The sequence below is a fragment of the Lacinutrix salivirga genome (assembly GCF_053604675.1).
This window is the reverse complement of sequence record NZ_JBSHNP010000120.1, coordinates 1-25,658: the sequence shown is the minus strand read 5'-3', so window position 1 is coordinate 25,658 and position 25,658 is coordinate 1. Positions and strand designations below refer to the sequence as shown.

36 protein-coding genes are annotated in these 25,658 nt (G+C 33.3%); 3 read left to right on the top strand and 33 right to left on the bottom strand.

What is annotated here, in order from left to right:
* Positions 1-119: 119 nt before the first annotated feature.
* From carA to rpsL, 33 genes are all read right to left on the bottom strand, one after another.
* Positions 120-1,223 carry a glutamine-hydrolyzing carbamoyl-phosphate synthase small subunit gene (carA, locus tag ACVC5O_RS10815; RefSeq protein ID WP_452221494.1) on the bottom strand — a complete coding sequence of 368 codons (1,104 nt, stop codon included), beginning with the start codon at positions 1,221-1,223 and terminating at the stop codon, positions 120-122.
* A gap of 95 nt (positions 1,224-1,318) precedes the next feature.
* Positions 1,319-1,789, bottom strand: coding sequence for a 50S ribosomal protein L17 (rplQ, locus tag ACVC5O_RS10810; RefSeq protein WP_452221493.1), 471 nt, complete (start codon positions 1,787-1,789; stop codon positions 1,319-1,321).
* A gap of 163 nt (positions 1,790-1,952) precedes the next feature.
* Complete coding sequence (locus ACVC5O_RS10805) at positions 1,953-2,945, bottom strand: DNA-directed RNA polymerase subunit alpha (protein WP_452221492.1); 993 nt, start codon at positions 2,943-2,945, stop codon at positions 1,953-1,955.
* A gap of 93 nt (positions 2,946-3,038) precedes the next feature.
* Positions 3,039-3,644, bottom strand: a complete 606-nt coding sequence (rpsD, locus tag ACVC5O_RS10800; RefSeq protein WP_452221491.1) for a 30S ribosomal protein S4 — start codon at positions 3,642-3,644, stop codon at positions 3,039-3,041.
* Positions 3,645-3,816: 172 nt separating this feature from the next.
* Positions 3,817-4,200, bottom strand: coding sequence for a 30S ribosomal protein S11 (rpsK, locus tag ACVC5O_RS10795; protein WP_452221490.1), 384 nt, complete (start codon positions 4,198-4,200; stop codon positions 3,817-3,819).
* 99 nt (positions 4,201-4,299) lie between these two features.
* Positions 4,300-4,674 (bottom strand): 30S ribosomal protein S13, encoded by a 375-nt coding sequence (gene rpsM, locus ACVC5O_RS10790; protein ID WP_452221489.1) that lies wholly within the window; start codon positions 4,672-4,674, stop codon positions 4,300-4,302.
* 2 nt (positions 4,675-4,676) lie between these two features.
* Entirely contained in the window at positions 4,677-4,793 is a 117-nt protein-coding gene (gene ykgO / locus ACVC5O_RS10785; protein ID WP_013305171.1) for a type B 50S ribosomal protein L36, read from the bottom strand.
* A gap of 56 nt (positions 4,794-4,849) precedes the next feature.
* Positions 4,850-5,065 (bottom strand): translation initiation factor IF-1, encoded by a 216-nt coding sequence (gene infA / locus ACVC5O_RS10780; protein ID WP_007094967.1) that lies wholly within the window; start codon positions 5,063-5,065, stop codon positions 4,850-4,852.
* A 48-nt stretch (positions 5,066-5,113) separates the two neighbouring features.
* On the bottom strand, positions 5,114-6,472 hold the full coding sequence (gene secY, locus ACVC5O_RS10775; RefSeq protein ID WP_452221488.1) for a preprotein translocase subunit SecY: 1,359 nt from the start codon (positions 6,470-6,472) through the stop codon (positions 5,114-5,116).
* A gap of 13 nt (positions 6,473-6,485) precedes the next feature.
* Positions 6,486-6,938, bottom strand: a complete 453-nt coding sequence (gene rplO / locus ACVC5O_RS10770; RefSeq protein ID WP_452221487.1) for a 50S ribosomal protein L15 — start codon at positions 6,936-6,938, stop codon at positions 6,486-6,488.
* 15 nt (positions 6,939-6,953) lie between these two features.
* Positions 6,954-7,136: a 50S ribosomal protein L30 gene (gene rpmD / locus ACVC5O_RS10765; protein WP_452221486.1), complete on the bottom strand. Its 183-nt coding sequence runs from the start codon at positions 7,134-7,136 to the stop codon at positions 6,954-6,956.
* 11 nt (positions 7,137-7,147) lie between these two features.
* Positions 7,148-7,672 (bottom strand): 30S ribosomal protein S5, encoded by a 525-nt coding sequence (gene rpsE / locus ACVC5O_RS10760; RefSeq protein WP_452221485.1) that lies wholly within the window; start codon positions 7,670-7,672, stop codon positions 7,148-7,150.
* 6 nt (positions 7,673-7,678) lie between these two features.
* Complete coding sequence (gene rplR / locus ACVC5O_RS10755) at positions 7,679-8,035, bottom strand: 50S ribosomal protein L18 (RefSeq protein WP_452221484.1); 357 nt, start codon at positions 8,033-8,035, stop codon at positions 7,679-7,681.
* Between the two features lie 11 nt (positions 8,036-8,046).
* Entirely contained in the window at positions 8,047-8,589 is a 543-nt protein-coding gene (rplF, locus tag ACVC5O_RS10750; protein WP_452221483.1) for a 50S ribosomal protein L6, read from the bottom strand.
* Between the two features lie 17 nt (positions 8,590-8,606).
* Positions 8,607-9,005: a 30S ribosomal protein S8 gene (gene rpsH, locus ACVC5O_RS10745; RefSeq protein ID WP_452221482.1), complete on the bottom strand. Its 399-nt coding sequence runs from the start codon at positions 9,003-9,005 to the stop codon at positions 8,607-8,609.
* A 66-nt stretch (positions 9,006-9,071) separates the two neighbouring features.
* Positions 9,072-9,341 (bottom strand): 30S ribosomal protein S14, encoded by a 270-nt coding sequence (rpsN, locus tag ACVC5O_RS10740; RefSeq protein ID WP_452221481.1) that lies wholly within the window; start codon positions 9,339-9,341, stop codon positions 9,072-9,074.
* 3 nt (positions 9,342-9,344) lie between these two features.
* Entirely contained in the window at positions 9,345-9,896 is a 552-nt protein-coding gene (rplE, locus tag ACVC5O_RS10735; protein ID WP_452221480.1) for a 50S ribosomal protein L5, read from the bottom strand.
* A gap of 2 nt (positions 9,897-9,898) precedes the next feature.
* Positions 9,899-10,210 carry a 50S ribosomal protein L24 gene (rplX, locus tag ACVC5O_RS10730; RefSeq protein ID WP_452221479.1) on the bottom strand — a complete coding sequence of 104 codons (312 nt, stop codon included), beginning with the start codon at positions 10,208-10,210 and terminating at the stop codon, positions 9,899-9,901.
* A gap of 12 nt (positions 10,211-10,222) precedes the next feature.
* Entirely contained in the window at positions 10,223-10,591 is a 369-nt protein-coding gene (rplN, locus tag ACVC5O_RS10725; RefSeq protein WP_013869034.1) for a 50S ribosomal protein L14, read from the bottom strand.
* A gap of 2 nt (positions 10,592-10,593) precedes the next feature.
* A complete protein-coding gene (gene rpsQ, locus ACVC5O_RS10720; RefSeq protein ID WP_013869035.1) occupies positions 10,594-10,851 on the bottom strand; it encodes a 30S ribosomal protein S17 in 258 nt (85 codons plus the stop codon).
* Between the two features lie 12 nt (positions 10,852-10,863).
* Positions 10,864-11,055, bottom strand: a complete 192-nt coding sequence (gene rpmC, locus ACVC5O_RS10715) for a 50S ribosomal protein L29 (protein ID WP_452221529.1) — start codon at positions 11,053-11,055, stop codon at positions 10,864-10,866.
* A 12-nt stretch (positions 11,056-11,067) separates the two neighbouring features.
* Positions 11,068-11,487, bottom strand: a complete 420-nt coding sequence (rplP, locus tag ACVC5O_RS10710; RefSeq protein ID WP_452221478.1) for a 50S ribosomal protein L16 — start codon at positions 11,485-11,487, stop codon at positions 11,068-11,070.
* A 20-nt stretch (positions 11,488-11,507) separates the two neighbouring features.
* On the bottom strand, positions 11,508-12,227 hold the full coding sequence (rpsC, locus tag ACVC5O_RS10705) for a 30S ribosomal protein S3 (protein ID WP_452221477.1): 720 nt from the start codon (positions 12,225-12,227) through the stop codon (positions 11,508-11,510).
* Positions 12,228-12,234: 7 nt separating this feature from the next.
* Positions 12,235-12,642, bottom strand: coding sequence for a 50S ribosomal protein L22 (gene rplV / locus ACVC5O_RS10700; protein ID WP_452221476.1), 408 nt, complete (start codon positions 12,640-12,642; stop codon positions 12,235-12,237).
* Between the two features lie 6 nt (positions 12,643-12,648).
* Positions 12,649-12,927, bottom strand: a complete 279-nt coding sequence (gene rpsS, locus ACVC5O_RS10695) for a 30S ribosomal protein S19 (protein ID WP_013869040.1) — start codon at positions 12,925-12,927, stop codon at positions 12,649-12,651.
* A 3-nt stretch (positions 12,928-12,930) separates the two neighbouring features.
* Positions 12,931-13,755, bottom strand: a complete 825-nt coding sequence (rplB, locus tag ACVC5O_RS10690; RefSeq protein ID WP_452221475.1) for a 50S ribosomal protein L2 — start codon at positions 13,753-13,755, stop codon at positions 12,931-12,933.
* An 11-nt stretch (positions 13,756-13,766) separates the two neighbouring features.
* A complete protein-coding gene (gene rplW, locus ACVC5O_RS10685) occupies positions 13,767-14,057 on the bottom strand; it encodes a 50S ribosomal protein L23 (RefSeq protein ID WP_452221474.1) in 291 nt (96 codons plus the stop codon).
* Positions 14,058-14,064: 7 nt separating this feature from the next.
* A complete protein-coding gene (gene rplD, locus ACVC5O_RS10680; protein WP_452221473.1) occupies positions 14,065-14,694 on the bottom strand; it encodes a 50S ribosomal protein L4 in 630 nt (209 codons plus the stop codon).
* Positions 14,694-15,311, bottom strand: coding sequence for a 50S ribosomal protein L3 (gene rplC / locus ACVC5O_RS10675; protein ID WP_452221472.1), 618 nt, complete (start codon positions 15,309-15,311; stop codon positions 14,694-14,696). Before rplC ends, rplD begins: the two co-directional genes overlap by 1 nt.
* 124 nt (positions 15,312-15,435) lie before the next feature.
* Entirely contained in the window at positions 15,436-15,741 is a 306-nt protein-coding gene (rpsJ, locus tag ACVC5O_RS10670; RefSeq protein ID WP_010181931.1) for a 30S ribosomal protein S10, read from the bottom strand.
* Between the two features lie 11 nt (positions 15,742-15,752).
* On the bottom strand, positions 15,753-17,879 hold the full coding sequence (fusA, locus tag ACVC5O_RS10665) for an elongation factor G (RefSeq protein WP_452221471.1): 2,127 nt from the start codon (positions 17,877-17,879) through the stop codon (positions 15,753-15,755).
* A gap of 6 nt (positions 17,880-17,885) precedes the next feature.
* Positions 17,886-18,362, bottom strand: a complete 477-nt coding sequence (rpsG, locus tag ACVC5O_RS10660) for a 30S ribosomal protein S7 (protein ID WP_452221470.1) — start codon at positions 18,360-18,362, stop codon at positions 17,886-17,888.
* Positions 18,363-18,411: 49 nt separating this feature from the next.
* Positions 18,412-18,786 carry a 30S ribosomal protein S12 gene (rpsL, locus tag ACVC5O_RS10655; RefSeq protein ID WP_452221469.1) on the bottom strand — a complete coding sequence of 125 codons (375 nt, stop codon included), beginning with the start codon at positions 18,784-18,786 and terminating at the stop codon, positions 18,412-18,414.
* A gap of 178 nt (positions 18,787-18,964) precedes the next feature.
* On the opposite strand from rpsL, the gene ACVC5O_RS10650 reads away from it, so the two are divergent.
* The 3 genes from ACVC5O_RS10650 to ACVC5O_RS10640 all read left to right on the top strand — a co-directional run bounded on the left by ACVC5O_RS10650 (position 18,965) and on the right by ACVC5O_RS10640 (position 25,455).
* The gene (locus ACVC5O_RS10650; protein ID WP_452221468.1) at positions 18,965-20,659 is read left to right on the top strand and encodes a POTRA domain-containing protein; all 1,695 of its coding nucleotides are present in this window, start codon (positions 18,965-18,967) and stop codon (positions 20,657-20,659) included.
* Positions 20,660-20,779: 120 nt separating this feature from the next.
* On the top strand, positions 20,780-24,007 hold the full coding sequence (locus ACVC5O_RS10645) for a SusC/RagA family TonB-linked outer membrane protein (protein ID WP_452221467.1): 3,228 nt from the start codon (positions 20,780-20,782) through the stop codon (positions 24,005-24,007).
* Between the two features lie 11 nt (positions 24,008-24,018).
* Positions 24,019-25,455: a SusD/RagB family nutrient-binding outer membrane lipoprotein gene (locus ACVC5O_RS10640; RefSeq protein WP_452221466.1), complete on the top strand. Its 1,437-nt coding sequence runs from the start codon at positions 24,019-24,021 to the stop codon at positions 25,453-25,455.
* The last annotated feature ends 203 nt before the right edge of the window (positions 25,456-25,658 follow it).

Below are 25,658 nucleotides of genomic sequence, written 5' to 3'. Positions count from 1 at the left end.
TTAAGGTTTAATTTTCAGCTATATATAGGTTTTACGGAAGAAATACATAAAATTCTATCGATAACGTTTTAGTAAAAGAAAAAAGACAATGAAAGTTAAAATTCATTGTCTTTTTAATATTATTTTGATTTGATAGTATTTATAAATTGATCAAATAAGTAAGAAGAATCGTGAGGTCCTGGACTGGCTTCAGGATGATACTGCACAGAAAATACGTTTTTAGATTTCATTTTTAAACCTGCAACTGTATCATCATTTAAATGTACGTGTGTAATTTCTATATCTGAATGTGCTTCTGCTTGCTCTCTGTTTACTGCAAACCCATGATTTTGAGAGGTAATTTCTCCTTTTCCTGTTTCGAGATTTTTTACAGGATGATTAATGCCTCTATGTCCATTATGCATTTTAAATGTTGAAATACCGTTGGCTAACGCTATCACTTGGTGACCTAAACAGATTCCAAATAACGGTAAATTGCGTTTAATAATTTCTTTAGCTAAATTTTGTGCATCTTTCAATGGTTCTGGATCACCAGGACCATTAGATAAGAAATAGCCATCTGGTTTAAACGCTTCTAAATCTTCGAACTTAGAGTTATACGGAAACACTTTTACGTAAGCGTCTCTTTTGACGAAGTTTCTTAAAATATTCTTTTTAATACCAATATCTAAAGCTGCGATTTTAACTGAAGCATTTTCATCTCCTACAAAATAAGGTTCTTTTGTAGAGACTTTAGAGGCTAATTCTAAACCATTCATGGATGGCACTTTGGCTAATTGCTTTTTAAGCGTTTCAATATTTTCAACGTCTGTAGAAATTACTGCATTCATTGCTCCATTATCTCTAATATAGCTTACTAATGCACGAGTATCTACATCTGAGATTGCTAGGAGATTATTTTTATTTAAAAAATCTTCTAGTGAGCCATTGGAGTCATCTCTTGAATATTCGTAGCTAAAGTTTTTACAAATTAATCCTGCAATTTTAATAGAGTCGGATTCTACCTCGTTATCATTAACACCATAATTTCCTATATGAGCGTTTGTAGTTACCATAAGTTGACCGAAATAGGAAGGGTCTGTAAAGATTTCTTGATAGCCAGTCATCCCAGTATTAAAACATACTTCTCCATAAGCAGTGCCTTCTCTACCTACAGCTTTGCCATGAAAAATGGTGCCATCCTCTAATAAAATTAGTGCTTTTTTTAATTTTTGGTATTTCATACCTTTTGGTTTTGTAAATAAGTTTGACAAAATTGCATAAAAAAAGGATAAACTAAAAATAGTTTATCCTTTATATATTAAATGCTTATTAACATTTATTCTTCTTCGTTAGTAGCTTTAGTATCTACAGGTGGAGTAACCGTTTTACTCTTACCTCTTCTACTTCTACGCGTCGTTTTCTTAGCTTTCTTATCTGCATTGTAGATTTCATTGTAATCAACAAGCTCTATCATTGCCATATCTGCATTATCTCCTAAACGATTTCCTAATTTGATTATACGAGTATAACCTCCTGGACGATCACCAACTTTTGTTGCTACATCTCTAAACAATTCTGTAACAGCATCTTTTTGTCTTAATCTAGACATTACAATACGTCTGTTATGTGTTGTATCTTCCTTAGATTTTGTAATCATAGGTTCTACAAATTGTTTTAACGCTTTCGCTTTTGCAACAGTAGTATTAATACGTTTATGCTCTATTAAAGAACAAGCCATATTAGCAAGCATAGCTTTTCTGTGTGCAGTTTGTCTTCCTAAGTGGTTTACTTTTTTTCCGTGTCTCATGACTTTTAAATTATCATCTTGCTACCAAATCCCTTTTTTTTATTTTAAAGAAGAGAGAGCAAAATATGATGGTTATTATTAATTTACGATTGACGATTTTTGAGTTACGATTTTTGAGTTACGATTTTAAAATCGAGATTCGAAAATCTGATATCGAAAATCTTTAGTCTTTATCTAGTTTATATTTTGATAAGTCCATTCCGAAATTAAGGCCTTTAACATTTACAAGCTCTTCAAGCTCTGTTAAAGATTTTTTACCAAAGTTACGGAACTTCATTAAATCGTTTTTATTGAAAGATACTAAGTCTCCTAAAGTATCAACTTCTGCTGCTTTTAAACAATTAAGTGCACGTACAGATAAATCCATATCTACTAACTTAGTTTTAAGTAACTGACGCATGTGAAGAGATTCTTCATCATAAGTTTCAGTTTGTGCAATTTCATCTGCTTCTAATGTTATACGCTCATCAGAGAATAACATAAAATGGTGAATTAATGTTTTTGCAGCTTCTGTTAAGGCATCTTGTGGTGTAATTGAACCATCAGAAATAATTTCGAAAACTAATTTCTCGTAATCTGTTTTTTGTTCTACACGAAAGTTTTCAATGCTATACTTAACATTTTTTATAGGTGTGTAAATTGAATCTGTAAAGATGGTTCCGATTGGAGCTGAAGCTTTTTTGTTTTCTTCAGCAGGAACATAACCTCTTCCTTTTTCAATTGTAATTTCCATGTTTATGTTTACTTTAGAATCTAAGTTACAGATTACTAAATCTGGATTTAATACTTGAAATCCTGAAATAAACTTTTGAAAATCACCAGCTTTTATTTGATCTTGACCAGAAATAGAAATAGAAACAGACTCGTTATCTACATCTTCGATTTGACGCTTAAAACGCATTTGTTTTAAACTTAAAATGATTTCTGTTACATCTTCTACTACGCCAGGAATTGTGGAAAATTCATGATCTACACCTTCAATCCTTACTGAAGTAATTGCAAATCCTTCTAAAGAAGATAATAATACTCTTCTTAAAGCATTTCCTACTGTTAATCCGTAACCTGGTTCTAGTGGTCTGAATTCGAATTTACCTTCGAAATCAGTAGAATCAATCATGATTACTTTATCTGGTTTCTGAAAATTAAATACTGCCATATTGTCTTCGTTTTAATTGTTATTTAGTTGCGCGATTTAAGAGCTTGAAGATCACTAATAAATCCTTTGGCTAAATACCAATATGATTAATTATTATTTAGAGTATAATTCTACGATGAATTGCTCGTTGATGTTTTCTGGAATTTGAATTCTTGCAGGAACAGATACATAAGTTCCTTGTTTGGTATCGTTATTCCATGTAATCCACTCATACACATTGCTAGAGTTAGCTAATGAAGATTGAATAGCATCTAAAGATTTAGATTTTTCTCTTACAGCTACAACATCGCCAGCTTTTAATTGATAAGAAGGTATGTTTACTAACTCACCATTTACTGTAATATGTCTGTGAGACACTAATTGTCTAGCGCCACTTCTAGAAGGAGATAAACCCATTCTATACACAACATTATCTAAACGAGATTCACATAATTGAAGTAAAACTTCACCTGTAATTCCTGGAGCAGCTGTTGCTCTTTTAAACATGTTTCTGAACTGCTTTTCTAAAATACCATAAGTATATTTAGCTTTTTGCTTTTCCATTAATTGGATTGCATATTCAGATTTTTTTCCACGTCTTCTTGTGTTTCCGTGTTGTCCTGGAGGATAATTTCTTTTTTCAAAAGACTTATCGTCTCCAAATATAGCTTCGCCAAATTTACGTGCTATTTTAGTTTTAGGACCAGTATATCTTGCCATTTTTAATTGTTTTTAAGAGTGATTATGAATTAAGGTCTTAATCTTATCCTTCGATAATCGTTGATCTCTTGTTGATACTTGTTATTATTTTTTCAGTTTGCAAATTTACATAAAAAAATTAACATCAGCTATTTTATAATAGCTGATATTAATTTTCTATAAAATATATAAATTATACTCTTCTACGTTTTGGAGGCCTACATCCATTGTGTGGTAATGGAGTAACATCGATAATTTCTGTTACTTCTATACCAGCATTATGAATAGAACGGATAGCAGATTCTCTACCATTTCCTGGTCCTTTAACGTACACTTTTACTTTTTTCAAACCAGCCTCACTTGCTACTCCTGCAGCATCTTCAGCAGCTAATTGAGCAGCATAAGGTGTATTCTTTTTAGACCCTCTAAATCCCATTTTACCAGCAGATGACCAAGAGATCACATCTCCTTTTTTGTTGGTAAGTGAAATAATAATGTTGTTAAATGAAGCAGTAATATGTGCTTCTCCAACAGAGTCCACTATAACTTTACGTTTTTTTGTACTTGTTTTTGCCATAATTATTTAGCTTTTAGTTTTAGTTAATAGTCGCTAGAATCCTAAACCGTTAAATTTCAAACAGATTCTTTCCAACGTCTAAAGACTAAAGACTATTTATTATTTAGTTGCTTTTTTCTTATTAGCAACAGTTTTTCTTCTACCTTTTCTTGTTCTAGAGTTGTTTTTAGTACGTTGACCTCTTAACGGTAAGCCAGCTCTGTGACGAATACCTCTGTAACATCCAATATCCATTAATCGCTTAATGTTTAATTGTGTTTCAGAACGTAATTCTCCTTCGATTGTAAATGAACCAACAGCTTCACGAATGGCTGCTATTTGATCATCGTCCCAATCTTGGACTTTAATACTTTCGTCAACTTTAGCTGTTGCTAAAATTTCTTGTGCTCTACTTGATCCTATTCCGTAGATATAAGTCAATGAGACTACTCCTCTTTTTTGTTTCGGTATGTCTACACCTGCAATTCTTGCCATAATTATCCTTGTCTTTGTTTGAATCTAGGATTCTTTTTGTTAATGACGTAAAGTCTGCCTTTTCTGCGCACGATTTTGCAATCTGCACTTCTTTTTTTAACTGATGCTCTTACTTTCATCTTGTCGTTGTTATTATATATATTACTGTAAATTAAAATCGTATGATTTTAACTTATTAGTATCTATAAGTTATACGAGCCTTAGTCAAATCGTAAGGACTCATTTCTAATTTAACTTTATCTCCTGGTAGTAACTTAATATAATGCATACGCATCTTACCAGAGATATGTGCTGTCACTATGTGACCGTTTTCTAATTCTACACGAAACATTGCATTTGATAATGCTTCTATAATTGTTCCGTCTTGTTCAATTGCTGCTTGTTTTGCCATGTATTCTTTTTACTATTCAGCTAAGCAAATACCTTGCCTAAAATTTAACTACGCGCTTGCTTTTCTGTTCTTACCAGTTTTCATTAAGCCATCATAGTGTCTATTTAACAAATAAGAATTTATTTGTTGCATAGTGTCAATTGCAACGCCTACCATAATTAATAATGAAGTACCACCAAAGAACAATGCCCAACCAGACTGTACATTTAATAATTTTACAATAAATGCTGGGAATATAGCAATTAAAGCAAGGAATATAGAACCTGGTAATGTAATTTGAGACATTATTTTATCTAAATACTCAGAGGTTTCTGTTCCTGGTCTAATACCTGGAATAAAACCACCACTACGTTTTAAATCATCTGCCATTTTATTAGTAGGCACTGTGATTGCTGTGTAGAAATAAGTAAATATTATAATTAATAAAGCAAATACTAAATTATACCAAAATCCAAATATATCTTGAAAATTAGTTTGCATCCATTGTCCTGCTGCTGTTTCTTTAAGTAAAGACGATCCACCTATTAGACTTGGCACAAACATTATTGCTTGCGCAAATATAATTGGCATTACACCAGAGGCGTTAAGTTTTAAAGGTAAAAACTGTCTAGATCCTCCAAAAGCATTTTTCTCGTAACCACCAGTTGCAGAACGTCTAGCATATTGTACAGCTATTTTACGTACTGCCATTACTAACATTACAGATGCTAAAATGATGATGAACCAAATAACGATTTCTATTAAAATCATCATAAATCCTCCATTTCCACTTCCTGCTAACCTAGAGGCTGCATTTGTTATAAATGCTGAAGGTAATGTTGCAATAATACCAACCATAATTAATAATGAGATACCATTACCAATTCCTTTATCTGTTATTTTTTCTCCTAACCACATTGCAAAAATACATCCTGTTACTAATATGATTACTGAAGATATATAGAACGTTGGTCCTGTACCTAATAAGAATGCAGAGGAAGGAATACCAAAAGCAGGTTGTAAACTTGCTAAATATCCTGGAGCTTGAAATAAACAAATAACAATAGTTAACCACCTAGTTATTTGAGTGATTTTTTTCTGTCCGCTTGCTCCTTCTTTTTGTAATTTCTGTAAATAAGGAATAGCTATTCCCATTAATTGTACTACAATAGAAGCAGAAATGTATGGCATAATACCTAAAGCAAATACTGAAGCATTAGCAAAAGCTCCTCCAGTAAAGGCATTTAGAATTCCTAAAATACCATCTTCAGTTCCTGATTGAAGTCCAGTTAATTGTGATGCATCTATACTTGGTAAGGTAACCTGAGCACCAAAACGATAAACTAATAATAAACCAATAGTAACAATGATTCTATTTTTTAGTTCTTCAATTTTCCAAACATTTTTTAATGTCTCTATAAATTTCATGTGCTTTGTTATCTTATAAAGTTACAGCTTCACCACCAGCAGCTTCAATTGCAGCTTTTGCAGTAGCAGTAAATTTATGAGCTGTTACGTTTAGTTTTGCTTTTAATTCGCCTCTTCCTAATATTTTAACTAGTTCATTTTTTCCAGCTAAACCTAAAGAAACCATTGTATCAAAATCTAATGTGTCTTTAATTTTCTTATCATCAACTAATTGTTGTATTGTATCTAAATTAATACCTTGATGCTCTATACGGTTGATGTTTGTAAAACCAAATTTAGGTACACGTCTTTGAATTGGCATTTGGCCACCTTCAAATCCTATTTTCTTAGAATAACCAGAACGAGACTTAGCTCCTTTGTGACCACGTGTTGCAGTACCACCTTTTCCGGTTCCTTGTCCACGTCCTATACGCTTACCTTGATTTTTAACTGAACCTTCTGCAGGTTTTAAATTACTTAAATCCATTTTTTTCAGTATGTATTATTTTGTTTCTTCTACAGAAACTAAGTGATTAACTTTTCTAATCATTCCTAAGATATTAGGAGTGTCTTCGTGCTCAATAGTTTGACCAATCTTTTTTAGACCTAAAGCTAATAATGTTAGCTTTTGTCTTTTTGTACGATTGATTGCACTTTTAACTTTAGTTACTTTTATTTTTGCCATCTCTCTTCGATTTATCCTTTAAAAACTTTTTCAAGAGAAACGCCTCTATCACGTGCTATTGTTCTAGCGTCTCTTAATTGTAATAAAGCATCAAAAGTTGCTTTTACTACATTATGAGGGTTTGATGAACCTTGAGATTTTGATAATACATCATGTACTCCAACGGCTTCTAATACTGTTCTCACAGCACCACCAGCAATTACTCCTGTACCAGGAGCTGCAGGAATAATGTTTACTCTTGCTCCACCATATTTCCCTTTTTGTTCGTGTGGTAAGGTTCCTTTAACGATAGGAATACGTACTAAATTTTTCTTAGCATCTTCTACTGCTTTTGCAATAGCACTTGCTACATCTTTAGATTTTCCTAATCCTTGTCCTACTACACCTGCTTCGTCACCAACCACTACGATTGCTGAAAAACCAAATGCTCTACCACCTTTTGTTACTTTAGTAACTCTTTGCACACCAACTAAACGATCTTTAAGATCTAATCCACTTGGCTTTACTAGCTCTACGCTTTTGTATTTTTGATACATAATTTCTTAGAATTTAAGTCCTGCTTCTCTAGCTCCTTCAGCTAATGATTTTACTCTACCATGGTATAAATATCCTCCTCTATCAAAAGAGATAGTATCTACACCTGCTTTTTTAGCCTTGTCAGCAACAGCTTTACCAACTAATGTTGCTATTTCTGATTTGTTGCCTTTTGCAGCACTAATGTCTTTATCTCTTGAAGATGCTGCTGCTATTGTTTTACCAGTAACATCATCAACTATTTGAGCATAAATTTCTTTATTACTTCTAAAAACAGATAATCTAGGTCTAGATTCTGTACCAGAAACAATCTTACGAATTCTGCTTTTTATTCTTATTCTTCTTTCGTTCTTTGTTAACGCCATAACCTTAATTATTAAGCTGATTTACCTGCTTTTCTTCTTAATTCTTCTCCTACGAATTTAATTCCTTTACCTTTATAAGGCTCTGGTGGTCTAAATCCTCTAATCTTCGCAGCAACCTGACCAACTAATTGTTTATCATGAGATGTTAGTTTGATTATAGGGTTTTTACCTTTTTCAGAAACTGTTTCTAGTTTAACTTCTTCTGCTAAACTCATAACAATATTATGAGAAAAACCAAGTGCTAACTCTAATTTCTGTCCTTGATTACTGGCTCTGTATCCTACTCCTACTAACTCTAATTCTTTAGTCCATCCTTTAGATACACCTTCAACCATATTATGCATTAACGATCTGTATAAACCGTGTTTTGCTTTTTGATCTTTAGAATCTGATGAGCGAGTTACTAATATATCTGTACCTTCAACTTTAATATCTATTGTATCAAAGTTTTGTGTTAATTCTCCTAATTTACCTTTAACTGTAACTGTATTATCTTTGATATCTACAGTTACGCCTTCTGGAATTGCTATTGGATTGTTTCCTATTCTTGACATTTCTTTTGGGCTTTAAATTAGTAAACGTAACATAATACTTCACCACCAACATTTTCTCTTTGTGCTTGCTTGCCAGTCATTACTCCATGAGAAGTAGAAACTATTGCAATACCAAGACCGTTAAGAATACGTGGTAATTCTGTTGAACTTGAATATTTACGTAAACCTGGTTTACTTATTCTTTGAATTTTTCTGATTACAGGCTCTTTTGTTTCTTTATTGTACTTAAGTGCTATTTTAATAGTCCCTTGTACTTTAGAGTCTTCGAACTTGTAACTTAAAATATATCCTTGATCGAATAATATTTTAGTAATGTCTTTTTTAAGATTAGATGCTGGTATCTCAACCACTCTGTGGTTAGCACGCACTGCGTTTCTAATTCTTGTTAAATAATCCGCTATTGGATCTGTATACATAATTATTGATTTACGATTTCGGTTTTCGAAAAACTATATTTTCAAACCTAAAACCTGTTTATATTATTACCAACTTGCTTTTCTTACTCCTGGAATAAGACCTTGGTTAGCCATTTCTCTAAAAGTAACACGAGATATACCAAAAGTTCTCATATACCCTTTTGGTCTTCCTGTTAATTTACAACGGTTGTGCTGACGAACAGGAGAGGCATCTTTAGGTAATTTTTGTAAACCTTCATAGTCTCCAGCTTCTTTTAAAGCTTTACGTTTTTCAGCATACTTAGCTACCATTTTTGCTCTTTTTACCTCACGAGCTTTCATTGATTCTTTAGCCATATCTTAGTTCTTTTGAAAAGGTAATCCTAATTCTGTTAATAATGATTTTGCTTCTTTATCTGTTTCAGCAGAAGTTACAAAAGTAATATCCATACCAGATATTTTATTTACTTTATCAATATCAATTTCTGGGAAAATGATTTGTTCAGTAATTCCTAAGTTGTAATTTCCTCTTCCATCAAAACCTTTAGCTTTAATACCACTAAAGTCTCTAACACGAGGAAGTGCTGTTGTCACTAAACGATCTAAAAACTCGTACATTCTTTCTCCACGTAAGGTAACTTTAACACCTATTGGCATTCCTTTACGTAATTTAAAAGATGCAACGTCTTTTTTAGACAGTGTTGCTATTGCTTTTTGACCAGTTATAGTGGTTAATTCTTCTACTGCGTAGTCGATTAACTTTTTGTCTGCAACTGCTGCACCAACACCTTTAGATACTACTATCTTATTAAGTTTTGGTACTTGCATTACATTACTGTAACCAAATTCTTCTGTAAGAGCTGCAATTACTTTGCTTTTATACTCTTCTTTAAGTCTAGGTGAATATGCCATAACTATATTACTTCATTAGATTTTTTAGAAAATCTTACTTTCTTATCGCCTTCCATTCTAAATCCAACTCTTGTTGTTTCTCCTTTAGAAGTTAACAATGATAAGTTAGAGATTTGAATTGGCGCTTCTTTTTCTACGATACCACCTTGAGGATTTTGTGCACTTGGTTTAGTGTGTTTCTTCACCATGTTTACAGCCTCAACTATCGCTTTGTTCTTATCGGTTAATACTTTTAGTACTTTACCTTCTGATCCTTTATGATCTCCAGCTATTACTTTTACTGTATCTCCTGATTTAATTTTAAGCTTTGTCATTTTGTTTATCAATTAAAGCACTTCTGGTGCTAATGATACAATTTTCATGAATTGTTTATCACGAAGTTCTCTAGCTACAGGTCCAAATACACGTGTTCCTCTCATTTCACCCGTTGGGTTTAAAAGTACACAAGCATTATCGTCGAATCTTATATAAGATCCATCTGGACGTCTAACTTCTTTTTTAGTACGTACAACAACTGCTGTAGAAACTGCTTTTTTCTTAATGTTTCCATTAGGTGTTGCGTCTTTAACAGAAACAACAACTTTGTCACCTACAGAAGCATATCTTCTTTTAGTACCTCCTAAAACGCGGATAACTAAAACTTCTTTTGCTCCAGTATTATCTGCTACTTTGATTCTTGATTCTTGTTGTACCATAATTACTTCGCTCTTTCAATAATTTCTACTAATCTCCAACATTTAGATTTAGATAAAGGTCGTGTTTCCATGATCTTTACTGTATCTCCAATGTTACAGTCGTTTGTTTCGTCGTGTGCAACGTACTTCTTCGTTTTTAAAACGAATTTTCCATACATAGGATGTTTTACTTTTTTTACTTCGGCAACAACGATTGATTTCATCATTTTGTTACTAGTAACAACTCCTATACGTTCTTTTCTTAAGTTTCTTTTTTCCATCTTTTGGCAGAATTATTGTAATTCTCTTTTAGTTAATTCAGACGCAATTCTTGCTACTGTTCTTCTAACAGAACGTAATTGAATTGGGTTCTCTAAAGGAGAGACTGCATGCGCCATTTTTAGGTCTGCATAACTTTTTTTAGTTTCACTAAGCTTCTCTTGTAACTCAGCTACAGATAATTCTTTAATTTCTGATTGTTTCATCATCTTAAATTATTATGCTTGATAATCTCTCGCAATTACAAACTTAGTTTTAACTGGTAGTTTTTGTGCTGCTAAACGTAGTGCTTCTTGCGCTACTTCTAGAGATACTCCTCCTACTTCAAAAAGGACTCTTCCTGGTTTAACGACAGCTGCCCAATATTCTACAGCACCTTTACCCTTACCCATACGTACTTCAAGAGGTTTCTTTGTAATAGGCTTATCTGGAAATATTTTAATCCAAAGTTGTCCTTCTCTTTTCATGTAACGAGTGGCTGCAATACGAGCTGCTTCTATTTGACGCGATGTTAAAAAATTCGAGTCTAGTGATTTTATTCCAAAAGTTCCGCTAGATAACTGGTTTCCTCTACCAGCATTTCCTTTCATGCGTCCTTTTTGTTGTTTTCTAAATTTTGTTCTTTTAGGCTGTAACATCTTTTGTTTTCTTTAAAAAATTACTTTCTACGACGTGATTTGTTGTCTCTGTTTCCACCACGTCCACCTTTTCCTTTTTGTTTAGATAAACCAACTAGAGGAGAAAGTTCTCTTTTACCATATACTTCGCCTTTCATGATCCATACTTTTACACCTAATCTACCATAAGTAGTATGTGCCTCAACTAAAGCATAATCAATGTCGGCTCTAAAAGTTGATAAAGGAATACGCCCTTCTTTATAATGTTCGCTACGTGCCATTTCAGCACCATTTAAACGCCCACTAATTTGAATTTTAATTCCTTCAGCATTCATACGCATTGTAGCAGCAATAGCCATTTTGATTGCACGTCTATATGAAATACGATTTTCAATTTGACGAGCAATACTTGAAGCTACTAAAAATGCATCAAGTTCTGGTCTTTTGATTTCAAAAATATTTATTTGAACCTCTTTACCTGTAATTTTTTTAAGCTCTTCTTTTAACTTGTCTACCTCTTGGCCACCTTTACCGATAATTATACCAGGTCTAGCAGTAGTGATAGTAACGGTTACAAGTTTAAGTGTACGCTCAATAATTACTCTACTTACACTAGCTTTAGATAAACGCGCGTGAACGTATTTTCTAATCTTATCGTCTTCGGCAAGTTTGTCACCATAATCGTTTCCTCCGTACCAGTTAGATTCCCATCCTCTGATAATTCCTAAGCGATTTCCGATTGGATTTGTCTTTTGTCCCATATCTATCTTAGCTTTGTGTATTATTTTTTGCTCCTAACACTAATGTGACGTGATTTGAGCGTTTTCTTATTCTGTGTGCGCGACCTTGTGGTGCTGGACGTAATCTTTTTAACATTGATCCGCCATCTACTCTAATCTCTTTTACAAAGAGCTGAGCGTCTTCAATGCTTGCTTCTTCATTTTTAGCTTGCCAATTAGCAATTGCTGAAAGCAACAACTTCTCTAAACGATTAGAGGCTTCTTTTTGGCTAAATTTTAAAATATTAAGCGCTTTTTCTACGCGTTCACCTCTTACTAAATCGGCTACTAAACGCATTTTCCTTGGTGACGTAGGACAGTTATTAAGTTTTGCAAAAGCAATTTGCTTTTTACTTTCCTTAATAGCGTCTGCCATTTGTTTTTTACGACTTCCCATAGCTTATTATTTTTTTCCTTTATTTTTAGCACCTGCATGACCTCTAAACGATCGTGTTGGTGAAAATTCTCCTAACTTATGTCCTACCATATTCTCAGTAACATATACTGGAACAAACTGCCTTCCATTGTGTACTGCAATTGTTTGACCAACAAAATCTGGAGTAATCATACTGGCTCTAGACCAAGTTTTAATTACTGTTTTCTTGTTAGCTTCAACATTAGCAGCTACTTTTCTCTCTAATTTATAATGAACGTAAGGTCCTTTTTTTAGTGATCTTGCCATGTCTTATTTCTTTCTACGTTCTACAATATATTTATTACTCGCTTTTGTTTTAGAACGGGTTCTATAACCTTTAGCAGGTATACCATTTCTAGAACGAGGATGTCCTCCTGAAGATTTTCCTTCACCACCTCCCATTGGGTGATCAACTGGATTCATTACTACTGGTCTAGTTCTTGGACGTCTTCCTAACCATCTAGATCTACCTGCTTTACCCGAAACAAGCAATTGATGATCTGAATTAGAAACAACTCCAATAGTAGCCATACAAGTAACCAAGACTAATCTTGTTTCTCCTGAAGGTAATTTAATAGTTGCAAACTTACCATCTCTTGCCATTAATTGCGCAAAAGCACCTGCACTACGAGCCATAACAGCTCCTTGACCAGGACGCAACTCTACACATGATATTATTGTACCTAGAGGAATATTAGCTAAAGGCATTGCATTTCCAATCTCTGGAGCTACATTTTCACCTGAAACTATAGTTTGTCCAACTTTTAAACCATTTTGAGCAATGATATAAGTTTTCTCACCATCTTGGTAATTTAATAACGCTATGAATGCGGTTCTGTTTGGATCGTACTGTATAGATTTAACTTCTGCAGGAATCCCTGCTTTAGTTCTTTTAAAATCTATAATACGATACCTCTTCTTATGACCACCACCTTTGTAGCGCATAGTCATACGACCTTGACTGTTTCTACCACCTGAACGTTTTTTCGGAGCTAATAGTGACTTCTCCGGCTTATCAGTTGTAATGGCGTCAAATCCATTAACAACTCTAAATCGCTGTCCTGGTGTGATTGGTTTTAATTTTCTTACTGACATTTGTCTTTTAATTACATGTTACTGTATAAATCAATCATTTCACCTTCCGCCAGTTGTACAATTGCCTTTTTCTTAGCATTTGTTTTACCATGTTGAATACCAGTTTTTGTAAACTTAGTACTTCTATCTGGACGGACATTTATAGTACGAACTTTTTCAACAGAAACTCCATAAGCAGCTTCGACCGCTTTTTTAATTTCTACCTTGTTCGCCTTTGTATTCACAAAGAAACTGTAAGTGTTGTTTAATTCACTACTTGCAGTTGCTTTTTCTGTGATAATAGGTTTAATTAAGATACTCATTGTTTCTTTATTTACTTAAATTCGACTCAATTCCTTCTAAAGAGCTCTCTAAAAGCACTACTTGATTTGCATTTAAAATCTTATAAGTGCTTAATTCTGAGTTAATTACAACTTCAGAGCTTTTTAAATTGCGTGACGACAAATATACATTATTATTTGATGCGCCCAACACAAAGAGGGATTTTTTGTTTTCTAAACCTAAAGCTTTTAATATTGAAGTAAAATTTTTAGTCTTTACAGTATCAAAATTAAAATCTTCTAACACTACAATTGACTTTTCGTTTGCTTTAATACTTAAGGCTGATTTTCTTGCCAAACGCTTTAAATTTTTATTTAATTTAAAACTGTAATTTCTTGGTCTTGGACCGAACATACGACCTCCTCCTCTAAAAACTCCAGATTTAATTGATCCTGCTCTTGCAGTACCTGTACCTTTTTGCTTTTTAATCTTACGTGTACTTCCAGTAATCTCAGCTCTTTCTTTAGATTTGTGAGTACCTTGTCTTTGGTTTGCTAAATATTGTTTAACATCCAAATACACTGCATGATTATTAGGTTCAATAGCAAACACATCTTTAGAAAGGTCTACCTTTCGTCCTGTGTCTTTTCCGTTAATATCTACAACTGCTACTTTCATTATTTTCTAATAATTACATAAGCGTTTTTATGTCCAGGAACACATCCTTTCACTACAAGTAAGTTTTTATCTGAAACTACTTTTAAAACTCTTAAATTTTGAACTTTTACTGTGTCTCCACCCATTCTTCCTGCCATTTTCATCCCTTTGAATACTCTCGCAGGATATGAAGCTGCTCCAATAGAACCAGGAGCTCTTAAACGGTTATGTTGACCGTGAGTAGCTTGACCTACACCACCAAAACCATGACGTTTTACAACACCTTGGAAACCTTTTCCTTTTGATGTTCCTGCTACATCTACAAATTCACCTTCTGTAAAGTGATCTACTGTAATAGCATCTCCTAATTTGTACTCCTCATCAAAACCTTTGAATTCAACGATTTTGCGTTTTACAGAAGTTCCTGCTTTTTTAACGTGACCTAAGTCCGCTTTAGTAGCACTTTTTTCTGTCGCGTCATCGAAACCAAGTTGTACAGCATTATAGCCGTCAACTTCTTCAGTTCTGACTTGGGTAACGATACATGGTCCAGCTTCGATTACTGTACATGGAATATTTTTTCCATTTTCGTCGAAAATGCTGGTCATACCGATTTTTTTTCCAATTAACCCAGACATAATTTTATTATTTATTATTATTATTTATTAAAAACATTCAAAGCTGAAAATACGTTTCAGCTTTGAATTGTATTTTTATCCGTTTTTCCTTCGCACGCAGCTCAGGACATGTAAGTTTATATTACTAAACTTTAATTTCTACTTCAACTCCACTTGGCAACTCTAATTTCATTAAAGCGTCAATTGTTTTAGAAGAAGAAGAGTAAATATCTAATAACCTCTTGTAAGAGCTTAATTGAAATTGTTCTCTAGACTTCTTGTTAACGTGTGGTGAACGCAATACAGTAAAGATTTTTTTGTGTGTTGGTAAAGGAATTGGTCCAGTTACAACAGCACCTGTACTTTTTACAGTTTTTACAATCTTTTCAGCAGACTTATCTACTAAGTTGTGATCGTAAGATTTTAATTTTATTCTGATTTTTTGACTCATTATATTAAGATTTACGATTCAACTCCTTTTGCTGCTTTAATTACTTCTTCTGAAATATTTGAAGGTGTTTCAGCATAATGTGAAAATTCCATTGTTGATGTTGCACGTCCAGAAGATAATGTTCTTAATGTGGTAACATAACCAAACATTTCTGATAATGGAACGGTTGCTTTTACAGTTTTTGCTCCAGCTCTATCTCCCATATCACTTACTTGACCTCTTCTTCTGTTTAAATCTCCAACTATATCACCCATATTTTCTTCAGGTGTAATAACTTCAAGCTTCATAATTGGTTCCATAATAACAGCTTTTGCTGCTTTTGCAACATTTTTAAAACCTAATTTAGCTGCTAATTCGAAAGATAATTGATCTGAATCGACATCGTGATAAGATCCATCTTTTAATGTAATCTTCATGGAATCTACTTCGAAACCTGCTAATGGTCCATTTACCATTGCCATTTTAAATCCTTTTTCTACTGATGGTATAAATTCTTTTGGAATGTTACCACCTTTAATTACAGATTCAAACTGAAGACCTTCCACTCCTTCGTCTGCTGGTTCGATAGTAAATACGATATCTGCGAATTTACCACGTCCTCCAGATTGTTTTTTGTAAACTTCTCTATGGTCTGCAGATGCAGTAATAGCTTCCTTATACTCAACTTGTGGTTGCCCTTGGTTTACTTCTACTTTAAACTCACGCTTTAAACGATCTACAATAATATCTAAGTGTAGCTCTCCCATTCCAGAAATAATTGTCTGTCCTGAAGCTTCGTCTGTTCTTGCTGTAAATGTTGGATCTTCTTCGGCTAATTTAGCTAAAGCCATACCTAATTTATCAACGTCAGCTTTAGTTTTAGGCTCTACAGCGATACCAATTACTGGATCAGGGAAGTCCATTGACTCTAATACAATAGGATGCTTTTCATCCGACATTGTATCTCCAGTTTTAATATCTTTAAAACCTACAGCTGCTCCAATATCTCCTGCTTCAATAAAATCGATTGCATTTTGTTTATTAGAGTGCATTTGATAAATACGAGAGATACGTTCTTTTTTACCTGAACGGTTATTTAGAATATATGATCCAGCATTTAATCTTCCAGAATAAGCTCTAAAGAAAGCTAATCGACCAACAAATGGATCTGTAGCAATTTTAAATGCTAATGCTGAAAAAGGGTCTTGTACACTTGGCTTACGTCTTTCTTCATCACCAGTATTTGGGTTTGTACCAATTACACTTTCTCTATCCATTGGAGAAGGCAAATAACGACAAACTGCATCCAATAAAAATTGTACTCCTTTATTTTTAAAAGAAGAACCACATACCATTGGTATAATAGCCATATCCATTACAGCAGCTCTAAGGGCAGTGTGCACTTCTTCTTCTGTAATAGAGTCTTCATCTTCCATAAATTTTTCTAACAAATTCTCATCGTAACTTGCTACTTCTTCTATTAATAAAGCACGATATTTACGTACTTCATCTTTCATATCTTCTGGAATATCAACAACATCGAAAGTAGAACCATAGTTATCATCATGCCATACAATAGCTCTGTTTTTAACTAAATCTACAATCCCCTTAAAGTCTGCTTCATCACCAATATTTAAAACAATTGGCACTGCATTAGACTTTAGCATGTCTTTAACTTGTTGACAAACACCTAAAAAATTAGATCCTTGACGATCCATTTTATTTACAAAACCAATACGAGGCACTTTATAATTATCTGCTAGCCTCCAGTTAGTTTCAGATTGTGGCTCTACACCATCAACTGCACTAAACAAAAACACTAAACCGTCTAATACACGTAATGAGCGATTTACTTCTACAGTAAAATCTACGTGACCAGGAGTATCAATAATATTAAAATGATAATCTTGCGCATCGGCTGTTGGCTCTCCATTCTCCATAGGAAATGTCCAATCACACGTAGTTGCTGCAGAGGTAATTGTAATACCTCTTTCTGCTTCTTGCTCCATCCAATCCATTGTTGAAGCTCCATCGTGTACTTCTCCAATTTTGTGAGACACACCTGTATAAAACAAGATACGTTCTGTTGTAGTGGTTTTTCCAGCATCAATATGTGCTGCAATCCCAATATTTCTAGTAAGTTTTAAATCTCTTGCCATTTCTTATTAAAATCTAAAGTGTGAGAATGCTTTATTAGCTTCTGCCATTTTGTGAGTATCTACTCTTTTCTTAACTGCTGCACCTTCTTCTTTAGCTGCTGCTAAAATTTCTGATGCTAAACGTTGTGCCATTGATTTTTCGTTTCTCTTTCTTGAAAAGCTAATTAACCATTTCATTGCTGTAGAAACTTTTCTATCTGGGCGTATTTGATTAGGAATCTGAAATGTTGCACCACCTACCCTACGACTACGTACTTCTACGTGAGGCATAACGTTAGATAAAGCATCTTTCCAGACCTCTAAAGCTGTCTTTTCTTCGTCTGTCTTTTTTGTGTCAACAATATCAATTGCATCGTAAAACACTTTAAACGCTACCGACTTTTTTCCATCCCACATCATCATATTAACAAAACGAGTTACTAACTGATCGTTAAAACGTGGATCTGGTAAAAGCGGTCTTTTTTTCGCTGCTCTTTTTCTCATGTCTTCTTTTTAGTTTTTTTAGCTGTTAGCTTTTAGCCTTTAGCTTTAATTACTTTTTAGGGCGTTTTGCACCATACTTAGATCTACGTTGTGTTCTTCCTGATACACCTGCTGTATCTAAAGCACCACGAACAATGTGATATCTAACTCCTGGCAAATCTTTTACCCTTCCACCTCTAACCAATACTATCGAGTGCTCTTGTAGGTTGTGACCTTCTCCGCCAATGTATGCATTCACCTCGTTACCGTTTGTTAAACGAACCCTTGCCACCTTACGCATTGCTGAGTTTGGTTTTTTAGGAGTTGTTGTGTAAACACGAGTACATACACCACGTCTTTGTGGATACGAATCTAAAGCAGCCGATTTACTCTTCTTGGTTATTTTGGCTCTTCCTTTTCGTACTAATTGTGAAATTGTTGGCATATATTTCTATATAATATTTATTAAACCTCTATTTAAGAGGGGTGCAAATGTAGGAATTAATATTATATTTTCAAATCATTATACATTTATTTTTCTTCAACTTTTAAAAAAGTGTTTTTTTAGATATTAAACACCGTGTTTTTACGTTAGTTTTACAATATAAATTATATGAATTATCGTGTCCAAAATTAAACTTACAGTCCTACTTATTGTTTTTACTTTTTATTTTGATGGCTTAGCTCAAAATTTAAACCTTTCAGTTTTAGGTCTAAATAAAAAAGAAACTGCTATTATTGATTCTTTAAACTACAATTCTAATCATACTAATTTTGAATCCATTAATAAAGAATTGTCTATAATAAAAGAAAAACTTATTCTTAAAGGTTTTATAGAAAATAAATTAATTGACTTAAGAAAAGAGAATGATTCGTTGGTCCTAGCGACTATACATTTGCAGAAAAAAATATCCAGCATAAAAATCCACTTTACAAAAGATTTAATAAGTAAGAACTTACTAACGTCATTAGCCAAAAACGTAAACGATTCTTACTTTATTTTACCAATTGAAAAAACAGAATCTACTTTAAACAGAATTAATAACGAAACACTAAAAAACGGATTTCCCTTTAGTCAATTAAAGCTTATAGAAATAAAAATAACTAACAAAAACACCTTAGAGGCAAAATTAGTTTTAAAAAAGAACAAAGCAGCTAGACGACTAGACAATATAGTTATTAAAGGGTATAAAAAATTTCCCAAATCTTACATTAAACATTATTTGAAATTAAAAACAAACACTACATTTAATATTGCTGAAATTAGAAAAAAGGTTAACACTTTAAATAATTTACGCTTTGCCAATAATATAAAAGAGCCCGAAATACTTTTTACAAAAGACTCAACTGCACTATATTTATACATAGAAAAAAACAAAAGCAATGCTTTTGATGGGTTTATAGGATTTGGCAACAACGAAACAGATTCTAAATTAACTTTTAATGGGTACTTGAATTTAGATTTAAATAACAATTTAAACTTTGGAGAATCTTTTAGACTATTATACAAAAGTGATCAAAACGAACAAAAAACATTTAATGCCTTAGTCAATACTCCCTTTTTATTTAATTCTCCATTAGGATCAGAATTTGAATTAAATATTTTTAAAAAAGATAGTAGTTTTACAACAACAAATCAATCTGCAAAAATATACTATCAAGTCAACTACAAAAACACTCTTTCTTTAGGCATAACAAGCACCGAATCAAGCAACTTATTAGAAAACACAGAAGCATTGACTATCAAGGACTTTAATTCAGAATTTTACACACTAAACTATGAATATATAGATAGAAACAATCACAACCCTCTATACCAAATTAAAAGCCAGTTAAATTTACAATTAAGCTATGGAGATAGGTCTTTCGAAACAGTAAACACTGCTCAAAAACTTATAAAATTAGAATCTTCCAAAATATTCACTCTTAATGAAACGAACAGCTTTTTTGTAAGACTTAATGGTTATAAATTATTATCAGATAATTTTTTAGAAAATGAGTTAGCACGTTTTGGTGGTATAAACTCATTAAGAGGTTTTGATGAAAATAGCATATTAGCATCCACATACGGACTTATAAATTCAGAATACAGATATACTTTAAGTAAGTCCATTTACGCACATAGTATTATTGACATTGCTTATGTTGAAAATAATTTAATAGGTCAAAAAGAAAAACTTTATGGATATGGACTTGGACTAGGCATTCTAACAAAAGCTGGTTTATTGCGTTTTAACTATGCCAATGGGAAAAATGAAAGACAAAAATTCAAACTTTCTAACTCAAAAATACACCTTAGCTTAACCACTGTTTTTTAAGGGGTTACACAACATTACACCAAATAAATTAAATAAAATTTTAAAATTTAACCTATAAATATTGTTTAATTAAGTTTTTATTAAGATTTTTGGTATAGACTAATTCAAATAAATATAAACATGAAAACAAAGTTCAGTGGAATTTTAACGCTACTATTAGCGTTTGTTGTGCAATTCACTTTCGCACAAGAAAAGACAATTTCAGGTACAATATCCGATGAGAGCGGATTGCCTTTACCTGGAGTCAACATTATTGTAAAAGGCACAAATAACGGAACTCAGACAGATTTCGATGGTAATTATTCTATTACTGCAAGCACTGGTCAGGTATTAACTTATTCTTTTGTTGGTTACACCAATAAAGAAATGACAGTTGGAAACTCAAACACTATGAGTTTTGCTATGGAACCAGATGTAGCTGCTTTAGATGAAGTAGTTGTAACTGCTTTAGGAATTAAAAGAGAAAAGAAAAGTTTAGGGTATGCAACTCAAAAAGTTGAAGGAGAACAAGTCTCTAAAATTAAAACGCCTAATTTTGTAAATGCATTATCTGGTAAAGTTGCTGGTTTAGACATTAAGTCTTCTGGTACCTTAGGAGGTTCTACCAACGTAGTAATTAGAGGTAACGCGTCTATCCTTGGTAACAACCAAGCTTTGTTTGTTATTGATGGTACTCCTGTAGATAATGGAGTGACAAATAGTAGTGATCAGAGAACAGGTCGTGGAGGTTACGATTACGGTAATGCTGCTTCAGACATTAACCCAGAGGATATAGAATCTATTAACGTGCTTAAAGGTGCTGCCGCAAGTGCACTATATGGTTCTAGAGCCGCAAATGGTGTAATAATGATTACTACAAAAAGAGGTAAAAAAAGAAAAGGCATTGGTGTAACAGTTAGTTCTAGCTATACAGTAACAAGTGCAGATAAAGAGACACTTCCTGTATATCAAAAGAAATACGGAGCAGGTTATGGTCAGTTTTACGATGATCCATCTGGTTACTTCGGATATGAAGATATTGATGGTGATGGAAACCCAGACTTAACAACACCATTCACAGAAGATGCTTCTTATGGTGCTGCTTTCGATCCTAATTTACAAGTTTTTCAATGGAATTCAATATATCCACAATTACCAGGTACGTACCAACAAGCATCCCCTTGGGTAGCTGGAGCTAACGATCCAAATTATGTTTGGCAAGCTGGAGCAAACAGAGTGAATTCTTTTGCTTTAGATGGTGGAACAGAATCAAGTTCTTTCAGACTAGGTGTTACCAATTTACTACAAGAAGGAAACTTACCTAATAGTGAAATTAAAAGAAACACTATAACTTTTTCTGGTTCTCATGATTTAAATGAAAAACTCACAGCCTCTTCTGCGTTTACTTACACAAGAACAGGCGGTAAAGGTAGATATGGTACTGGTTACGATGCGAATAACATCATGCAACAGTTTAGACAATGGTTCCAAACCAATGTTGACTTTGCTGCTCAAGAAGCTGCATATTTCGCAACTGGAGATAATATAACTTGGAATACAACATCAGCTACAAATTTACAACCAATATACTCTGATAATCCATTTTGGACCTTTTACGAAAACTTTCAAACAGATGAGCGTAATAGATATTTCGGAAATTTTGCATTAGATTATGAAATTAACGATTGGTTAGGTGTTTTAGGAAGGTTTACTTTTGATACGTTTTCGGAACTACAGGAAGAACGTACAAACGTAGGTAGTGCAAACGTATCTAAATATAGTAGATACAATAATAATGTTGCTGAATACAATTACGATTTTATTTTAAGTGCAAACCATGATATAACTGAAAAATTAAATTTAGATGCTAACCTTGGTTTTAACTTAAGAATTAATAAAAGAAATAGTATCTACGCAACTACAAATGGTGGATTAAATTTACCAGGACTTTATGCGTTATCTAATACTGTTAATCCATTAAATGCACCTTCAGAAGCTGAATTTACTGCAAAAAGAGATGGTCTATATGGTAGAGCAAGTTTAGGTTATGACGGTTTTGCTTATTTAGAAGGAACATATAGAATTGATCGCTCCTCTACCCTTCCAAAAGAAGAAAATACATTTAAGTACTTTTCTGTAACAGGAAGTTTATTATTCTCTAAACTAATTGAGGCAGATTGGCTTAATTTTGGAAAAATAAGAGGTAATTATGGAGAGGTAGGTAATGACACAAATCCTTATAGAGTATTTAACACCTATGATATTGGTACTCCTTTTTACGGTACAGGAATTGCTTCTAACCCTGGAGCTAAAAATAATTTAAATTTAAAGCCAGAAAGACAAGAAAACTGGGAGATTGGATTAGAGATGCAAATGTTTAACAGACGTTTTGGATTTGATGTATCTTATTATGATGCTTTAAACATTAATCAAATTACATCTGTTCCGGTATCTAATGCAACTGGGTACAGTAGCTTTTTATTAAATGCTGGTGAAATTTCAAATAAAGGGTTTGAAGTCTCAATAAATGCTACGCCTTTAAAAACAGATGATTTTAAATGGGACGTAAATTTAAACTGGGCTAAAAACGAAAGCTTAGTAATCTCTTTAGATAAAGGTATTGACAACTTACAACTAGGATCTTTTCAAGGTGGTGTTTCTTTAAATGCAACTCCAGGACAACCATTTGGTACTATTAGAGGTACAGACCTTGTTTATCATGAAAACGGGCAACCTATTGTACAATCTAATGGCTACTATGAAACGACTCCTAATAATAATCAAATTATTGGAGATATCAATCCAGATTGGACTGCAGGTATAAATAATAGTTTTACATACAAAAACTTAAACCTAAGCTTCTTAATAGATATACAAAAAGGAGGAGATGTATTCTCTTTAGATACTTGGTATGGTTACGCAACAGGTGTTTATGATTTTACCGCAGGCACAAATGATTTAGGAAACCCGGTTAGAAACCCTGTAACAAACGACGCGACTAGTGGAGGTGTAATTTTACCAGGAGTACAAGCAAATGGAACACCTAATACAGTAAGAGCTAGTGCAAGTAACTACGCTAATCCGTGGGGTTATGTAAGATCCGCTAACAGCCAACACGTATATGATGCAGGATTTGTTAAATTAAGAGAAGTAAGTCTTACATATACATTTAACGATAAGATTTTAGATAGAAGTCCATTTACAGGAGCTACAATTTCAATTATCGGAAGAAACCTTTGGATAATAGACAAAAGTACTCCGTATTCAGATCCAGAAGCTGGTTTAAGTTCTGGTAATATCCAAGGATACCAATCTGGAGCTTATCCTTCTATTAGAGAAATAGGAGCAACATTAAAACTACAGTTCTAAAAATGAAAAAAATGAAAAAAATATTTATCACGATTTTATCGTTAGGAATATTGTTCTCTTGTCAAACAGATGAGCAATACGAAAACCTTAACAGAGATCCAAAGAGTCCTACTCAAGTGGATGCTGATTTTTTATACAATGCAGCAACCAAAAGTTTAGTTGATCAAATAACTAGCACAAATGTAAATAGAAATATTTATCGTTTACTTGGACAATATTGGACAGAAACAACCTATACAGACGAATCCAATTATGATTTTACTGGACGTAATATACCTGAAAATCACTGGTCTGAAATGTATAGAGATGTGTTATTAGATTTTAAAACCGCTAAAGAAGTTGTAAACGCTGACGGAACTTTAACACAACCTGAAAAAGATGCAAGAATAGCTCAAATTGAAGTGTTAAGTGTTTATGCTTGGCAGCAAATGGTAGATTCTTTTGGAGATATCCCTTATGCTGAAGCATTAACTGACATAACATTACCAGCTTATGACGATGCGGCTACAATTTATTTAGACTTAATTGAAAGAATAAACGCTGCAATTCCTAACCTTACGGGTTCCGGATTTTCTAGTGCAGATGCCATTTATGGTGGAGACATGGGAGCTTGGAGTAAATTTGGAAACTCGGTTAAATTAAGATTAGGAATCCGCATGTCTGATTTCAATACAGGTATGGCACAAGGAATAGTAGAATCAGCATTTAGTGCTGGTGTATTTTCTTCTAATGCAGATAATGCATTATTAGTTTACGAAAGTGTTACGCCAAATACAAACCCATTATGGTTAGATTTAGTACAATCTAATCGTACGGATTTTGTTCCTGCAAATACTCTAGTAGATGTTATGAATACTTTAGATGATCCAAGAAGATCTGAGTATTTTGATGAAAATTTAGGAGCTGGAATTTATGATGGAGGAATTTATGGAGATAATAATACTTTTGGAAACTATTCTCATATCGCTGGTTATGATGATGGATCTGATATACACAGTCCAGAATTACCAGGTGTATTAATGGATTTTGCTGAAGTCTCTTTTTACTTAGCCGAAGCAGCCCACAGAACTTGGTCTGTTGGAGGAACAGCAGCACAACACTATGAAAATGGTATAACTGCGTCTTTTGATTATTGGGGCGCTTCTGATGTAGCTACTTATTTAGCAGATCCTGCTGTGGCTTATGCTACTGCTGCTGGAGATTGGAGACAAAAAATTGGAACTCAATTTTGGTTAGCTATGTATAATAGAGGATTTGAAGGTTGGACAGTTTGGAGAAAATACGATGCTCCAACATTTAACCTGCCTGCTGTTTCAGGAAACCCTGTTCCTACGAGATATACATATCCTGTAAATGAACAAAATTTAAATGAAACAAATTGGAACGCAGCTTCAACTGCAATTGGAGGTGACTTGCAAACCACAAAATTATTTTGGGATATGAACTAAATTCAAATCAAGAAATAAAAATAAAAGCCTCACAACTCATTGTGAGGCTTTTTTTGTAAGGATGTCACGTCCTGAAATAAGTTGACACAAAATCGACTTATTATGAAAAACAAAGAAACCAAAAGAGTAAAACGTACCCAACGCGATTATAATTTAGGCTTTAAATTAGCCCTTGTATCAGAGGTGGAAAAAGGCAATTACAC

Coding starts and splice junctions, on each gene's coding strand:
- rpsG (WP_452221470.1), bottom strand. CDS start 18,362: ATGAGAAAAAGAGCAGCGAAAAAAAGACCGCTTTTACCAGATCCACGT.
- rpsC (WP_452221477.1), bottom strand. CDS start 12,227: ATGGGACAAAAGACAAATCCAATCGGAAATCGCTTAGGAATTATCAGA.
- rpsH (WP_452221482.1), bottom strand. CDS start 9,005: ATGTATACAGATCCAATAGCGGATTATTTAACAAGAATTAGAAACGCA.
- rpmD (WP_452221486.1), bottom strand. CDS start 7,136: ATGGCAAAAATAAAAGTAACTAAAGTTAAAAGTGCAATCAATCGTACA.
- rpmC (WP_452221529.1), bottom strand. CDS start 11,055: ATGAAACAATCAGAAATTAAAGAATTATCTGTAGCTGAGTTACAAGAG.
- rplX (WP_452221479.1), bottom strand. CDS start 10,210: ATGACAAAGCTTAAAATTAAATCAGGAGATACAGTAAAAGTAATAGCT.
- fusA (WP_452221471.1), bottom strand. CDS start 17,879: ATGGCAAGAGATTTAAAACTTACTAGAAATATTGGGATTGCAGCACAT.
- rplF (WP_452221483.1), bottom strand. CDS start 8,589: ATGTCAAGAATAGGAAACAATCCAATAGCAATTCCAGAAGGCGTAACT.
- rpsJ (WP_010181931.1), bottom strand. CDS start 15,741: ATGAGTCAAAAAATCAGAATAAAATTAAAATCTTACGATCACAACTTA.
- carA (WP_452221494.1), bottom strand. CDS start 1,223: ATGAAATACCAAAAATTAAAAAAAGCACTAATTTTATTAGAGGATGGC.
- rplQ (WP_452221493.1), bottom strand. CDS start 1,789: ATGAGACACGGAAAAAAAGTAAACCACTTAGGAAGACAAACTGCACAC.
- rpsE (WP_452221485.1), bottom strand. CDS start 7,672: ATGTATCAAAAATACAAAAGCGTAGAGCTAGTAAAGCCAAGTGGATTA.
- secY (WP_452221488.1), bottom strand. CDS start 6,472: ATGAAATTTATAGAGACATTAAAAAATGTTTGGAAAATTGAAGAACTA.
- ACVC5O_RS10645 (WP_452221467.1), top strand. CDS start 20,780: ATGAAAACAAAGTTCAGTGGAATTTTAACGCTACTATTAGCGTTTGTT.
- rpsN (WP_452221481.1), bottom strand. CDS start 9,341: ATGGCTAAAGAATCAATGAAAGCTCGTGAGGTAAAAAGAGCAAAAATG.
- rplN (WP_013869034.1), bottom strand. CDS start 10,591: ATGGTACAACAAGAATCAAGAATCAAAGTAGCAGATAATACTGGAGCA.
- rplR (WP_452221484.1), bottom strand. CDS start 8,035: ATGGCGTTAACAAAGAACGAAAGAAGAATAAGAATAAAAAGCAGAATT.
- rplV (WP_452221476.1), bottom strand. CDS start 12,642: ATGGGAAGTCGTAAAAAACAAATGGCAGACGCTATTAAGGAAAGTAAA.
- rplW (WP_452221474.1), bottom strand. CDS start 14,057: ATGAGTATCTTAATTAAACCTATTATCACAGAAAAAGCAACTGCAAGT.
- infA (WP_007094967.1), bottom strand. CDS start 5,065: ATGGCAAAACAAGCAGCAATTGAACAAGACGGAACAATTATAGAAGCA.
- rpsD (WP_452221491.1), bottom strand. CDS start 3,644: ATGGCAAGATATACTGGTCCTAAAACTAAAATAGCACGTAAATTTGGC.
- rplE (WP_452221480.1), bottom strand. CDS start 9,896: ATGGCATATTCACCTAGACTTAAAGAAGAGTATAAAAGCAAAGTAATT.
- rpsK (WP_452221490.1), bottom strand. CDS start 4,200: ATGGCAAAAACAAGTACAAAAAAACGTAAAGTTATAGTGGACTCTGTT.
- rpsQ (WP_013869035.1), bottom strand. CDS start 10,851: ATGGAAAAAAGAAACTTAAGAAAAGAACGTATAGGAGTTGTTACTAGT.
- rplD (WP_452221473.1), bottom strand. CDS start 14,694: ATGAAAGTAGCAGTTGTAGATATTAACGGAAAAGACACAGGACGAAAG.
- ykgO (WP_013305171.1), bottom strand. CDS start 4,793: ATGAAAGTAAGAGCATCAGTTAAAAAAAGAAGTGCAGATTGCAAAATC.
- rpsL (WP_452221469.1), bottom strand. CDS start 18,786: ATGCCAACAATTTCACAATTAGTACGAAAAGGAAGAGCCAAAATAACC.
- ACVC5O_RS10805 (WP_452221492.1), bottom strand. CDS start 2,945: ATGGCAGTATTTAATTTTCAGAAACCAGATAAAGTAATCATGATTGAT.
- rplC (WP_452221472.1), bottom strand. CDS start 15,311: ATGTCTGGGTTAATTGGAAAAAAAATCGGTATGACCAGCATTTTCGAC.
- rplB (WP_452221475.1), bottom strand. CDS start 13,755: ATGTCAGTAAGAAAATTAAAACCAATCACACCAGGACAGCGATTTAGA.
- rplO (WP_452221487.1), bottom strand. CDS start 6,938: ATGGATTTAAGTAATTTAAAACCTGCAGAAGGTTCAGTTAAAAATCAA.
- rplP (WP_452221478.1), bottom strand. CDS start 11,487: ATGTTACAGCCTAAAAGAACAAAATTTAGAAAACAACAAAAAGGACGC.
- rpsM (WP_452221489.1), bottom strand. CDS start 4,674: ATGGCAAGAATTGCAGGTGTAGACATACCGAAACAAAAAAGAGGAGTA.
- rpsS (WP_013869040.1), bottom strand. CDS start 12,927: ATGGCAAGATCACTAAAAAAAGGACCTTACGTTCATTATAAATTAGAG.
- ACVC5O_RS10640 (WP_452221466.1), top strand. CDS start 24,019: ATGAAAAAAATATTTATCACGATTTTATCGTTAGGAATATTGTTCTCT.